We start from the raw sequence: 14,758 nt of genomic DNA on the forward strand, positions 1-14,758 counted from the left end.
CCAATTGATAAAACGCCTGTTAATAAGAAAATAATCTTTTTCATTTTATTACTTGTTAGTTATTATATAGTTAGTTAGTTTATTCAAAGAAAGCAGCAGCATGTAATCTCTACACGCTGCTGCCGGACATAGTTGTGCCATAAGTAAAAGGAAATATCGTACTGATTTTGAACGACAAAAAACAAATAAATCAGCTACACGAAAACCTTTACCTGAACAACTATATATATTGGGGAAATATGTAAAAGCTGAAAAGAATATGTATAAAAAACGCAATAACAAAAAAAGACGGAATAATCCGCCTAAAATATTTTTATTACCAGCATGTTCGCTAGTTAGTCTCTCTCTCTCTCTCTCTCTCTCTCTCTCTCTCTCTCTCTCTCTCTCTCTCTCTCTCTAACATTTCAACGCACACAACCAAATCTAAATCGTTAAACTTTAGATTGTTATTAGTGGATATGTTTGTTAATTTTATTCTCATTGTTTGACTAAAGAGGTGATTTGTAGATGCAAATATAACGTTTTTTTTTATTTAAGCAAACAAAAAGTAGGAAATGATCTAAACCAGCTTTTTCCTACTTTTTTGTTTATAGTCGTATCTGATGATATTGTCACAATTCGGTAAAGAATATTTTTTATAAATTATATCTAATCATTTCACGATAAATGTAACTAACTTTCGTTACCAACAGCTATAGACCATATATAAGAGTTGGTATTAGTTATATCGTATTCAAGATATTCTGCAGCGGATAATCCGCCGACAGCCCTAAGCCAAATATAAAATGTACGGGATGTGACAGAATACGGAATTGCATATACAGCAGCTAGTGTACTATAAGTTATAGCACTTGTAGTACTGATAGATGCAGAACTACAGACCTGTCCCAGACTGCTAAAAGCAGTAGACGATTCCGAAAGGTCACATTCTATATTTACCATTTTACCTATTGCCGAATTCTTAAAAGCTGTAACAAAAGTTATCTCATAAGCGCCTCCCGGTATTGTAATACTTACACCGCTGTATTTCCGGCTATTGGTAATCCTGAATGGAGACAAAATGGAACTCAGCTCCGGTTCTAGGTATAATTGAGGATATGGTTCTATTGCCCAGTTTGCAGTACCTGTGATATCTTTTGTAACTAAGACTTTATCAGATGCTTGAAAACTGTCATTTAGCCTGAAAGTTCCATTAATATCGAGCCGTGTATTACTAGCCGCTGTAGTGTTGCCAATCACAAAAGAACCTTCATTGTCTATTACGATATCGTTGTTAAAACGGTTTATATTAGTTGTTTGCGAATTATCACTGCCTGCATCTATATTAAATATACCGAATGGGGTTTCTGTGTTGATACCTATCTGGGCATAACTTATACTGAAACTATAACATATAGTATAACAGAGGATTATTATTATTTTCTTCATTTTGGATAATTATTCGTTTAGCTATTTACAGGTATTGCCCAGAGGAAGGCATTGTTATAATAATTTATGTAATCTCCTATTATAGTGGAAGGTAATACTAAAATGCATCCCCATATATAATAGTCCTTATTTGTAGAGGTGTTATTGTTAACGAAGTACATAGCCGATGTTTGTATCAAACCTCCTGACTCAGCCATATAACTAAGCACCCTTCCTCCTACGGGAATAGAGTTTTTAACAGTGCTCGAGTCGTCTAAGTCCCACCAGATACAATAATTGTATCCAGATATATTAGAGTGTGTAGATACAAAGTGAATTTCCCATTGCCCGGGAGGAATAGTAATATAAGCTCCGGAATATTTGAAAGTAGTTCCTAATCCAACCCCATTTTTCTGATTAAGAGCACTTACAAAGCCTTCGACCCTGTCTCCGATATTCTTGGGCTTCCATGTTCCAACTCCGTTATCATCCGATGTTAGTATGAAGTTTTTCGCCGCAGATCCGTCATCTATACGGATAGGTCTCCCTTCTGTATTAACTTCCAGAGTTTGTGTAGGAGTAATAGTTCCTATACCGATGTTCCCATTCGCTAATACAACGATATCATCCGAGGTATTCGAAGACCCGTAAGTGTCCCCTTTAGAATCAATATGGAAAACTCCTTTTAGCGAGTTATTCGCTATGTTTATTCCGACTTGACCGAATAAACTATCAGTTATCGAAAAAATCAATATTATAATATATATATATTTCATCACAATTATTTTATAGGGTTACAGGTAATGCCCATAGCCTACCTTCGCCTGTATATCTTAGCGAATCTGTAGCAGGAATATTCAGACACTCTACATGTATATAGAATGTTTGAGGTGAAGGAGTTGTATTTTTGAGAATAAACAATCCTGTAAACGGCAGATATATTTGACTATTAAGAGAATGAAGCTTAGATTGCTCTAAGCCTGATGAACTAAATCTTTTATCGACAATTGTGGCCGCGTTTAGTACTGTCTGAGATGTTGATATATACCAAATAAGGTTAGAGGGAGGGAGGGCTTCTGTAGCCCCGCTTTTTGGTCTTCCTCCAAAAGTTGCATTGTATATAACCTGCCAAGTACCTTCTGATAATGAAATGGAAACCCCTGTATATTTGGTTTGCCCTCCGTAAATACAAAAGTAGTCGGCTATATTAGAAGATCCATTTGTAAATACATTTTGTAATTTCCCCGAAGCATCATCAGCTTCATTTGCAAGAACTAAGCTGCGCCCATGAGGTAAACCCCAGTATGTATTGCCCGAAGCATCAGATCTTAGTATACGATCATTAGCTTGTGTACCATCAGCAATACGTATTTTACCTCTTACATCCAGCTTTTCTGTCGGAGCGGCAGTACCGATGCCAACTTTACCATCATTAGTAACAATAACATCATCCGAGTCGTCAGAGGGTGCAGATAATGTTCCACCTGTATTACCTTTAGTGTCAACATGGAAAACACCTAACGGATTCATTGTATTTATGCCGACCTGAGCATGAGTTAGCCCAATTGATAAAACGCCTGTTAATAAGAAAATAATCTTTTTCATTTTATTACTTGTTAGTTATTATATAGTTAGTTAGTTTATTCAAAGAAAGCAGCAGCATGTAATCTCTACACGCTGCTGCCGGACATAGTTGTGCCATAAGTAAAAGGAAATATCGTACTGATTTTGAACGACAAAAAACAAATAAATCAGCTACACGAAAACCTTTACCTGAACAACTATCAATATATATATTGGGGAAATATGTAAAAGGAGAAAAGAATATGTATAAAAAACGCAATAACAAAAAAAGACGGAGTAATCCGCCTAAAATATATTTATTAACAGCATGTTCGCTAGTTAGTCTCTCTCTCTCTCTCTCTCTCTCTCTCTCTCTCTCTCTCTCTCTCTCTCTCTAACATTTCAACGCACATAGCCAAATCTAAATCGTTAAACTTTAGATTATTATTAGTGGATATGTTTGTTAATTTTATTCTCATTATTTGAATAAAGAGGTGATTTATAGATGCAAATATAAAAAAAATCTAATACAGAAGCAATTATTACAATATTATTTCCAATAAAGAAAAGTTATTCAACTTTATCATAATGAATGATCGTACTACAGAATTGATACGTTTTAAAGTCAATATTGGAGATAGAGAGGAGGAATGTAAAAATTCCTCCTAATTGGTCAAAATGGCGTTTACACAGTGGTTTATCTTTGCTATTCTTGAAAGTATTTCAAGTATGCTATTTAGACTTCTTTTTGATCATGTCTGTTATATAATCTGCGGTCTTTTCTGTCATCTCATCATCATATAATAGAGAGTTGGGAATTCTCAATGTAAAATATCCTTTTAGAAAAGAGTGATACGTCCTTTGCAAATCGGAAAATGCTTGTTTTGTATTTGTATTGTGATGCTTTCCGTCTACTTCTATATTTATTTTTACTGAGGGTATGGCTATATCTATTTTTTTAAAGCCGTCAAATTTTTCAAGTTCGGCTTTTACTTTTCTTGCTTTTAGTGCGAAATATAGTGTTAATGCGTTATCTGTTGTTGTGCCATCTAGTCCGTTGAGCCAATTTTGACATTTTCTGCATAGCGGTAGCCCTATTACATTGAGAGAAAATTCTCTAACCTTTATTTCAAGTTTACAATCACATTCTAGGCAGTAGTTTGCATTCCAATAGATCTCTTTATGTTCTAGTTTTGTAAATTGTTTTGGTTTTGTAAATTTCATTATTTTTAGTTTTAGTTTTAGTTAGTTAAGTATTATATTTAAAAATAATGGTAATGGATTTAATTTAGGTAATCATGTATTTTGAATTAACTTTATTTAACTTTTAACTTAAGTTTTATCATCGAAAACCTTTAGTTCTAAAAAAGTTAAAAGCCGAGATTATTTACTTTTTTTATCAGGACTATTTACCCACAAAGAACCGAAAACAAAGCGATAATGTTATCAATATTACTCACGTTTTTTTTGTATCATATTTGTACCATAAAACAATAATCTACTTATAATCATATATTATTTCTTTTGAAGAAGTGAAATAATTACTATTTCTATATATTATAAAAAGGGATGACCGCATTGGTCATCCCTTTTTTATTTAGGTTTTTATTTACTATTTTCACCTTCGTTTTATAATTTTAATTTAACTAATCACAAACATGAAAAAGACTTTATTCCTACTCTTATTAATGTGCTTATCATCTTTCGGATATTCACAAACAACTAAAGAACTACTCATCACATTTATAGACAAAGGAGGTGAAAAACAATGGACAGACGGCGCCGTAATTAAAGTTAGCAAAGTAAATAACCCGAATGAAGAGATACTAATGCGCGGAGAAAGTAGCAATTTTATGACTATAGATCTTGAGCCGGTGGAATATCTATTTCAGATTTTAGAAACTCCTCAGGGGTGGATACTAGATGAGCAAGGTCAAATACATGGAGCGCACCAGCAATTAAACCCTAGAGAGTTTATCGTTAATGGTGCTAATATTGAATCGTATGTATACATTCCTATAATAGCCAACAAAAAGGAATTACTAATTACATTTATTGATAAAGAATGGGTGAAACAACAGACAGACGGTGCAATAATAAGAGTTAGTAAGGTAAATAATCCAAACGAAGAGACATTCATATATGGAAGCGGAAGTGCTGCTATGACAATTGACCTTGAGCCAACAGACTATTTATTTCAGATTCTAGAAACTCCTCAAGGGTGGATACTCGATGAGCAAGGTCAAATACAAGGAGCACATCAACAGTTAAACCCTAGAGAGTTTATTATAAATGGAGCCAATATTGAATCGTATGTATACATTCCTGTAATAGGCAATAAAAAGGAGTTGCTAATTACATTTACGAATAAAGAAGGAGATAAGCAATGGACAGCCGGTGCAGTAATTAGAGTTAGTAAAGTAAGTAATCCCAATGAAGAGATACTAATGCACGGAGGAGAAGCCAATTCTATGACTATAGATCTTGAGCCGGTGGAATACTTATTTCAGATTCTTGAAGTTCCTCAGGGGTGGATACTAGATGAACAAAGCCAAATACATGGAGCGCACCAGCAATTAAACCCTAGAGAGTTTATCGTTAATGGAGCTAATATTGAATCCTATATATATATCCCTGTGATAGCGAATAAGAAAGAGTTACTCATTACATTTATTGATAAAGACTGGGTAAAACAACAGACTGGCGGTGCAATAATAAGAGTAAGTAAAGTAAGTAACCCGAATGAAGAGATACTAATGCACGGAGGCGGAAGTCCTGCTATGACAATTGACCTTGAGCCAACAGATTACTTATTTCACATTTTAGAGACCCCACAGGGGTGGATACTAGATGAGCAAAGTCAAATACAGGGAGCCCAGCAACAATTAAACCCTAGAGAGTTTATCGTTAATGGAGCTAATATTGAATCCTATATATATATCCCTGTGATAGAAATGAATAGCACTAGATCTTTAAAAATTATTGATGAGGTTAAAAGAATAGATTACATAAAGATTTTTGATACCCGAGGCGTATTAATCAAAGAGACCAAAGACATTAATTATAGTACAAATGACCTCCCTTCGGGATATTATATTATAGTTACAAAAACAGATAAAGGCATATCTTCTCAGAAAATCATAAAATAAAAATTCAACAAAAAAGAAAGCCCTAACTCAATCGAAATGATTAGTTAGGGCTTTCTTTTTATAAGGTTTATCCAATTTTATGGATTCTGAGTTAATTCACTTGGATAAGCATTAATTTCTGCTTGTGGTATAAAATGAACAACACGTAGATCAGTTGCAGGAATAGCTGTCATTGCATCATGAGGTCCCGGATAATTGCGAACCATATCCTGTCCATTACGATATACATCATAAGTACGATGAGCCTCAAAGCCTAACTCTAGCTGACGTTCTTCATCTATCAGTTGAGCAGCATTAGTTGCATTCAACGATTTATACTCTCCGCCAACAATAGCTCTACCTCGTATCTTATTCAGATATATAAGTGCCTGTCCATAATTTCCTTTCTTTGCAGATGCTTCCGCAGCATTTAAATACAATTCAGCCAAACGTGAAACTATAGGTGAGTGCAAATGCGATTCATTATCCTGTAGAGAACATTTGGTAACATAGAACATCGGGAATACACGATTCAATAACATTAAATAATCTTTCTCTCCTATGTATGTTTTTCCATTATAAACAATTGAGTATTGATTCTCTTCTGCATTTACTACAGTTAAAGGATATACTTGATCTCCAATTTTAATGTATAAAGAATTATCCTCATTATATCTTAATGCTTCCTGAACATAAGTATAACCGGTTTGTACACCCGATGCATTTTTAAGATCTGCTATAAAACGAAATGCAGGAGTTTTCTGTCCAGCCTCATCCTCTATATATTGTGGATCAATAAATGCCCAGCGGGCATCTTTTCCCAGTCCTGCTTTACGTAATAAGTTCAAATATTTTGCACTTGCATACATTTCACCCCAGCCTTGTCCTTGAATAGTGGCATACATACCACCAATGGTATTATAATAATCGTCACCCGAAAATTCAGAAGAAAGTCTCTTTATCGCAAATATGGTCTCAGTTTGACTACTTCCATCAGGAGGAAAAATGTTATACTTCATAAAATTAACTCGATCTAACAAAGCATAACGTCCCGACTGAATAACCTTCTCTGCATATTCAATAGAAAGATTAGCATATTCTGTATTAGGATTCTCATAAGTACCGCTCATATATAGGTAGATTCTAGAAAGCATTGCTTGTGCTGCTTCTTTTGTAGCATAAGCAGCTCTCTTCTCCACAGTCATCAGACTTTCCGCTTTTTTCAAGTCACTTATTGCTTGCGCGTAAGTATCTTTTACGGTAGCTCTATCTGGTAGTTGCAGGTTACTTACATCATCAGGTGTTCCGTCTAATAAGATGGGAACTCCCAAATTAGTTTCGGGTGATTGGTAATATGGACGACCAAAAACACGACACAGATAGAAATAACACATTCCACGGAGGTAATACATTTCCCCTATTTTTTGCTTTCTTTCTTTTGTGCTGGTTTCTTCGTCTGACATATTTATTAGATCACTAGCTTGAGATATTACTTTATAACTAGTATTCCAAAAGGTCGTTAATCTATAATTATCTTTTATATGCTGATATGAAATAAATGGATAAAAAGCATCCGTACTAGTACCTCTGATCATTATATTATCGGATGGGTACTCACCTACTCTATGCATTACATCAGCCCATCCTTTAAGATGTCCATAACATCCATTTAATAATATCTGAAATGCTGCCTCTTTATCTGCCTCTATTTGTTCCTTTGTATATGCATTATCCGGCAACCGTTCTAAATCACAAGAAGTGAAAATCAAAGTGCATATGACAGTAAATATTATATGTTTTAGTTTCATAAGTCTAAATTATTAAAGTGTAAGATTTACTCCGAATACAAATCTGCGTGTTTGAGGATATACTGATGTTGCAACTCCTGTTATGGTTGATGACTCATTACGAGTATCATAACGAGGAGGTATCTCAGGATCTACTCCGGAAAAATGAGTAATTGTGAATAAATTTTCACCTGAAACAAACAACTTCAAGTTAGAAACATAAGGGATTTTACCTGTAAGATTATAGCCAATCGTAAGATTTCTCATTTTCAAATAAGTACCAGTTTCAAGAAAGCGAGATGATGCCTTATTGGAGTTACTTGAATTACTATATTTAGCTAATGGGTGAGTAGCTATATCTCCCTCTTTTTCCCAACGACTCCAGCCACTATGAAGATTCATCTGATTTCTATCGGTATATGCACCATCCGAATCAAACTCTGCACGGGCATAATTATATATTTGACCTCCTACCGAATAATTAAATATTGCAGCTAAATCAAAATTTTTATAAACTAAGTTTGTAGCAAATCCCCCGAAAAAGTCAGGAGTATATTTACCAATAGGAACTTGATTAGCTTCGCTATATTTACTTGTAGTCACACGATTTCCGTCTTTATCAGTTTTAAGCCATAAAGGATTTCCATTTGCAGGATCTACACCAGCCCATTCAGCCAAATACCAAGTATCGGCATCTCTGCCCGGTGTGATTAGCTTTGAAGCTGATCCAGCAATACCACTTCCATCGCCTTTTATTATTTCCTTCTTCTGTCCATATAACTTAGTTACTTTATTTCTGTTCAATCCGATATTAGCATCTACAGTCCATAACAAGTCTTTATTCTTTATAACATCAACACTTATTGTTGCCTCAAAACCTTTGTTTTGTAATTCTCCCTCATTTCTCCAAATGCTGGTTACTCCAATAACGCCAGGTAATGGAACATCATATAAAAGGTCTGATGTTTTCTTATAATAATAGTCTAATGAAATATTTACTCTATTATATAGAGAAACATCTACTCCAACACCTGTTACAAATGATTTTTCCCAACCTAAATCGGCATTTGCTAATTGAGATATTACAGCTCCCGGCTCTCCATTATAACTTAATGGTTTTTGATTTTTTCCCGAGTCTGTAGTAAGAGCATATAAAGCCAAATGAGGATATAAGGCAGTAGGACGATTACCTACTGAACCATAACTAGCTCTTAATTTCAGATTGTTTATTTGTTGAACCTTAAAGAATTTTTCTTTATGAATATTCCATCCACCACTTATCGAAAAGAATGTACCATATCTAGTATTAGCCCCAAAGTTAGAAGCTCCGTCGTGACGAAGTGAAAATTGAGCCAAATACGTATCATCATATGAATAATTTATATTAGAAAGATACGACTGAACTGCCCAAGCCGAACGCCAACTAATTGCTTTTTCTGCTTTAGAAGCTACGCTACCTACTTCAAAGCCTGGAGCAAATCCAGTAGACATACTTTCGGTGTTCTTAGACTTAAATTCATTCCACTCATAACCTGCTACTGCATTGATATAATGCTTACCCATAGCCTTATTAATACGTATCAATTGATTCGTATATAATCTGTTATAAGAACGCATACTTTCAGTGATACGACCATTTACCGATTCTCCTGAAGATGAACGAGGATCAGTATATTCTGTGCCAGTTTTATTGAAAAATTTGTAGCTATTAATCGAAGCAAAAGTCATCCAATCAGTAATCTTAACATCAAAATCCATATTACTCATTACCTCATAAGCTTCAGACTTGCTATAATTCCATTGCAGATCGTACATATAGTTAGATCCTGTAGTATTTACCCAAGTAGGATTGGGTGCATTTCCAACAAGAGAACCATCTTCGTGATAAGGGCTATCCCAAGGTAAATTACCATACATCGCACTTACCGAGTGTTGTTGATCATATATGTCTTTTCGTGATCCCATAATCTGTGGTCTGATTGTTAATCGATCCGAAACCTTATACTCAACTTTCACCAAAGCATTGTATCTTGTATAGTCATATCCTTTTATAGCACCTGTTTCATCAAAAAGACCAAGAGATACAAATGATCTTAGTTTTTCATTACCTCCACTTATCGATACATTATAGTCTTGCGCAAAACCTGTTTGCGTTGCGTTATCCCACCAGTCGAAATTTCTATTTCTTAGGTTCTTGTCTTGCCACCACCAAGTATTCGAGAAGTTTTCTTTATTAGGGAAAGTAGTATACAAATCATAAAGTTCTGTTCCGTTCATTATACTAAATCGCCCGGAGTTCAGATCAGTAGCAGCAAATTTCGCTGATACATTTACTTGGGTTTTACCCATTTTCGCCTTTTTGGTAGTTACTAAAATAACTCCATTGGCTCCCTGAGAACCATATACAGCTGTAGAAGCAGCATCTTTTAACACTGTCAAAGTTTCTATATCAACGGGGTTAATATCACTGGCACTACTACCCATGATTACACCGTCAACAACCCAAAGGGGATCGTTACTTCCGTTAATCGTACTTTTACCGCGAATTATTATTTTTCCGGCTTCTCCAGGTTGTCCCGACCCAGGACTAACATATACACCGGGAGATTTTCCGGTAAGTAGATTTTCAACAGCAGGTGTAGTTGCATCCAATAGTTGTTGACTATCTAACGTTTGTAAAGCACCCGTAAGGCTCTCACGTCTGATTGTATTATAACCAACTACAACAACTTCACTTAAAGCTCTTGCATCTTCCTCTAGAGTGGCATTTACCACCGAACGTGAGTTTACTGCAACCTCTTGTGTTTTATACCCTAAAAAAGAGAAGATTAGTACTGCATTATTTGCATCCTGAACGGATAATTTATAACTCCCATCATAATCGGAAACGGTTCCAATTACCGATCCTTTTACTTTAACACTAACTCCAATCATGGGTTCTTTTTGCCCATCGATAATGGTACCTGTAATTGTAGTCTGCGCTAATATACTTCCCGTTGAGAGGAAAAGCATTAACACCCAAAAAGAGACTTTACTAAAGTAGCTCTTTGCTAAGTTTGTTTTTCTAATCATGTTTTTCATTAAAAGATAGTTTAATAATAAAAAAGATTGTGCGTTATGGATTTTGTTGTTGTTTTAGCAAAAACAGAACTACAAATATAGCAAACAAGCTATATTTTTTCAATAAATTTATGTTAAATAAGACAGCAAGGTTAAGAAGGTTAAAACAAATACAAAAACTATATAATGCACACTCATAAATATTAAGCAAATACATCATCGAAAATATCACTTTGATATACTAAATAACATATTGTTTTTAGTATTTTTGTAGTACTAGAAGAATACTATAATGGAAATAATACAAGCCAACACAAGTCATATATCCACAATACAGAACATTGCACTTAAAGCATGGGAAATAACCTATGCAGACATTCTCTCTCAAGAGCAGATGAACTATATGATTGATATGATGTATAGTACCGAGGCTCTAAAAAAACAGATGACAGAGCTAAATCAGTTTTTCTTATTAATCAAAACTGATCCTTTATCAAATATCCTAGGATTCATATCCTATGAGTTTAATTACCAAAATCAACCTAAAACTAAGATACATAAGCTTTACCTTTTACCCGAATCCAAAGGAAAAGGAATGGGAAGAATCTTAATTGACAAAGTTGCAACATTAGCTCAAACAGAGGGAAACAGTTACCTATCTCTCAATATGAATCGAGACAATAAGTCCATAGGATTTTATAAGCAAATGGGGTTTGAAATTGTAGGAGAAGAAGACAATGATATTGGAAGTGGCTATTTAATGGAAGATTATATCTTTGAGAAGAAAATATAGAATGCAAAAGCAAGAGCAACAAGGTATTATATCTAGATTCATCGAACACCTAAGCTTCAATAATTCAATGAACAAAGAACAAGGTTTTGACCTGAAAAAATATATAAATAATGAAAAATAACATTTGCGTTTTATTTGATATGGATGGTGTAATGATTGACACCGAACCTCAATACGATGTATTCTGGAAACATGCAGGGGATAGATACAATACTGGAATAGTAAATTTTGAGAAAGTAATAAAGGGAACTACTCTTCCCAATATCCTAAAAAAATATTTCTCACATTTAACACAAGAAGAGTTAAATACTTTATCTGAGAATCTCGACAAATTTGAAGCTAATATGAACTTCGAAGAAATACCGGGTTCTGTTAAATTCGTTGAAGAATTAAAAGCTAAAGGAATAAAAGTAGGATTAGTAACCAGTTCAACCGACACTAAACTAACCGCTGTAAATAAAGCCAAACAATTTGACAAGCTATTCGACACTATTGTATCAGCAGCTCGTGTAACCGAAGGAAAACCAAATCCGAGATGTTTTCTTTTGGCTGCAGAAGATCTAGGGGTAGATCCTAAGGATTGTATTGTATTTGAAGATTCGTTTGCAGGTATAGAGGCTGGCAAAGCTGCAGGCATGAAGGTTATTGGTCTATCAACAACTAACCCTGCCAACTTACTGGAAGACAAATGCAGTAAAGTAATACCCGATTTTAAGAGCTTTTCTGTTGAAGATCTATTCACAATATAAATTTCAGAAATAAAACCTAGAGGCTTCAAATTAATGAAACTTTATATAAAACAGAAGAAGCGTTTAATCTAGATTAAACGCTTCTTCTGTTTTATATTGCAATACGATACTCAACCACCAGAAAAACGGATTATCACCTAATTACAAATATTATATTCATATAGGCATCAAAATTAGCATTCCGAAGTACAGTATAATCCATCACCCCATTAGCATCAATGCTATTTATTGTCAATAAGGTAGGGTCATAATAAGTTACATAATAATACAAATCGGTAGCTGCAGCAAAACTAGGTATTGATGCTGGTCCTCCCGCACTAATGCTCATAGGTGTACTGAATTGATCTTTATATATCTTATATAAGTCTAACTGGGCATTACCAGGAACTGTTGTTTTGATATTTATAGAAGGCATATATAAGAACTTTCGGTTAAAAAGAGTCAGACAAGTCCAGGCTGGAGCTATTTCTGAACCTAAATTTTGAGATATGCAATTCTTATCGGTATCATATACTAACAGACTATTAGCAGGATTTGCAATTGCATTTTTCTCACTAGTTGTCATAGTAGGCAAAAGCAATCCCTTGTCATTATTGGGTGCATTAACGTCAAGTGCAGCACTTCGATGTGGGGTTTCGGTATTTATCCCTATTTGAGAATATACAGATAAATTAAGCCAGAGTAAAAAGAATACTAAATATAATTGTGTCATAAATAGATCAGCGTGAAATCATTCAAAATTTTATTGTTGTAATGCCGAATTTAACAATCTGGTTCGAACCATACGGTTGGTCATAATACTGCAATCTAAAATTCTCACCGAATAGTTTAGTGCCTTCAATGGTGTATTATCTGCTTTATAGGGTGTCACGACGATTGTATATGTTCCTACTGCAGAAAAGACGTGAGATTGTTTATAAATAGTAGTACCTAGAGCCACGGGCTGCTCAATAGTCGGGCTGCCATCTCCAAAATCCCATATTAATTTGACAGCATTTTCGGCTGGCGTACCCGACATGGTTATTTCAACTGTATAAGTCGCCTCATTTCCCATACAAGCAAATGATTGCCCTTGTACATCTGCGACAAAAAAAGCTGACATAAAATTAGGTAACCCAAAAGCAGCATCATTAATTAAATAGTTGGGAAAAAAGCGTACATCTGCCGAGGCATAATCTTCCTCGGGATTCATCACGACTACCATATCTTTATGACTTATTCTTACTCCATATAGTCGACCATCAGCAGCAAGCTGCAAACTCGATACATATACAGTATCGGCGGGTATATATGTTGCTTCTTTTGTTGTATTTCTCAAGTCATTCCACGTTATTTGTTGCAGGGGTGTCCGGCTATTAGTTGGGGAATAATTTGATCCGGTAATAAACACATTTTTTCCGGAAGGAGAAAAATCAAAATTATACCAATCCCAGTGTAAAGTAGACGGGTTTCGAACCCGTACATCAGAAGGAACTCCTGTTTGGGGATTAAATAGACCACTTAAAATGCTCGCACGTGGTTTACCTCCAGGCACTGCCGATATGAATTTAGTTCCATCGGAGGATGTTTTAAGATAGCCGGAAAAGGCATTAAAAAAAACACTTCCCGGAGGCTGTACTGCAAATGTATAGATCTTATGATTCTCTATTCCGGTAGGGGTAACTTCCCAAACGTGAATAACACACCCAGCAGTATCTGAGAGAGAAAGCCTACGGTGAATCAACCAAAAATTGGGGCTATTCCTCTTACGAGTTGCAGTAATATTTTCGTCTGTAGGCCCCGCTAATATTTGTACATTTTTAGTACTTGTTACAGCTCCATTTCCCCCATTAAGAGACATATCGACTATAGAATAAGTTATTCCGGCAGCTCCTTCATTATTCATTACAGATACAGCATAATATAAACTATTGCTCCCCGGTACAGGCAATATAATTCCCGATTGAGTTGAAGATGATCCTCCTAACATACCCGTTCCATTTGCCATTACTGCATTAAGGGGATTGTAAATAGTGACCCCATCTCCTGACATTAAAAGATTTCCTTCGGAATCGGAGATTGTAAACGATCCTTCTCCTGTATTTAGAGGCCCTTTTACAGGGGTAGGCATATCCGGTGTCGAAAGCCCTGCTGACGAAGTTACTGTTTGTAAATTATTGAAATTTAATCCGGAGTTAATTCCAAAATACCACCAATTTGCTTCTTTCTGAGCATATGAACTCGAAACGCAAACAATAAGTAGCATTGATATTATAATAGATTTCATGAGTT

At 35.0% G+C, this 14,758-nt stretch carries 11 protein-coding genes; 3 read left to right on the plus strand and 8 right to left on the minus strand.

From position 1 onward, the window contains the following. Positions 1–672: 672 nt before the first annotated feature. The 4 genes from IR022_RS06335 to IR022_RS06350 form a co-directional block, all read right to left on the minus strand. Complete coding sequence (locus IR022_RS06335) at positions 673–1,428, minus strand: hypothetical protein (protein WP_194203081.1); 756 nt, start codon at positions 1,426–1,428, stop codon at positions 673–675. A 17-nt stretch (positions 1,429–1,445) separates the two neighbouring features. Then, the gene (locus tag IR022_RS06340; RefSeq protein ID WP_194203082.1) at positions 1,446–2,183 is read right to left on the minus strand and encodes a hypothetical protein; all 738 of its coding nucleotides are present in this window, start codon (positions 2,181–2,183) and stop codon (positions 1,446–1,448) included. Between the two features lie 10 nt (positions 2,184–2,193). Continuing rightward, positions 2,194–3,012: a hypothetical protein gene (locus IR022_RS06345; RefSeq protein ID WP_194203083.1), complete on the minus strand. Its 819-nt coding sequence runs from the start codon at positions 3,010–3,012 to the stop codon at positions 2,194–2,196. A gap of 690 nt (positions 3,013–3,702) precedes the next feature. Then, positions 3,703–4,194: a hypothetical protein gene (locus tag IR022_RS06350; RefSeq protein ID WP_199330279.1), complete on the minus strand. Its 492-nt coding sequence runs from the start codon at positions 4,192–4,194 to the stop codon at positions 3,703–3,705. A gap of 434 nt (positions 4,195–4,628) precedes the next feature. Between IR022_RS06350 and IR022_RS06355 the strand changes: the two genes are divergently transcribed. After that, entirely contained in the window at positions 4,629–6,119 is a 1,491-nt protein-coding gene (locus tag IR022_RS06355; protein WP_194203084.1) for a T9SS type A sorting domain-containing protein, read from the plus strand. Positions 6,120–6,196: 77 nt separating this feature from the next. On the opposite strand, the gene IR022_RS06360 is transcribed toward IR022_RS06355, so the two are convergent. Together IR022_RS06360 and IR022_RS06365 are read right to left on the minus strand one after the other, a co-directional pair. Then, a complete protein-coding gene (locus IR022_RS06360) occupies positions 6,197–7,906 on the minus strand; it encodes a RagB/SusD family nutrient uptake outer membrane protein (RefSeq protein WP_194203085.1) in 1,710 nt (569 codons plus the stop codon). Positions 7,907–7,918: 12 nt separating this feature from the next. Then, entirely contained in the window at positions 7,919–10,966 is a 3,048-nt protein-coding gene (locus IR022_RS06365; RefSeq protein ID WP_194203086.1) for a SusC/RagA family TonB-linked outer membrane protein, read from the minus strand. 271 nt (positions 10,967–11,237) lie between these two features. On the opposite strand from IR022_RS06365, the gene IR022_RS06370 reads away from it, so the two are divergent. After that, positions 11,238–11,738: a GNAT family N-acetyltransferase gene (locus IR022_RS06370; protein WP_050708874.1), complete on the plus strand. Its 501-nt coding sequence runs from the start codon at positions 11,238–11,240 to the stop codon at positions 11,736–11,738. A 110-nt stretch (positions 11,739–11,848) separates the two neighbouring features. Then, entirely contained in the window at positions 11,849–12,487 is a 639-nt protein-coding gene (locus IR022_RS06375) for an HAD family hydrolase (RefSeq protein ID WP_194203087.1), read from the plus strand. Positions 12,488–12,620: 133 nt separating this feature from the next. Here IR022_RS06375 and IR022_RS06380 read toward each other — a convergent pair whose 3' ends face one another. Next, positions 12,621–13,199: a hypothetical protein gene (locus IR022_RS06380; protein ID WP_050708876.1), complete on the minus strand. Its 579-nt coding sequence runs from the start codon at positions 13,197–13,199 to the stop codon at positions 12,621–12,623. Between the two features lie 30 nt (positions 13,200–13,229). Further along, entirely contained in the window at positions 13,230–14,753 is a 1,524-nt protein-coding gene (locus IR022_RS06385; RefSeq protein WP_194203088.1) for a PKD domain-containing protein, read from the minus strand. Positions 14,754–14,758: the final 5 nt, after the last annotated feature.

It is taken from the genome of Dysgonomonas sp. GY617 (genome assembly GCF_015233815.1).
Lineage (GTDB): Bacteria > Bacteroidota > Bacteroidia > Bacteroidales > Dysgonomonadaceae > Dysgonomonas_A.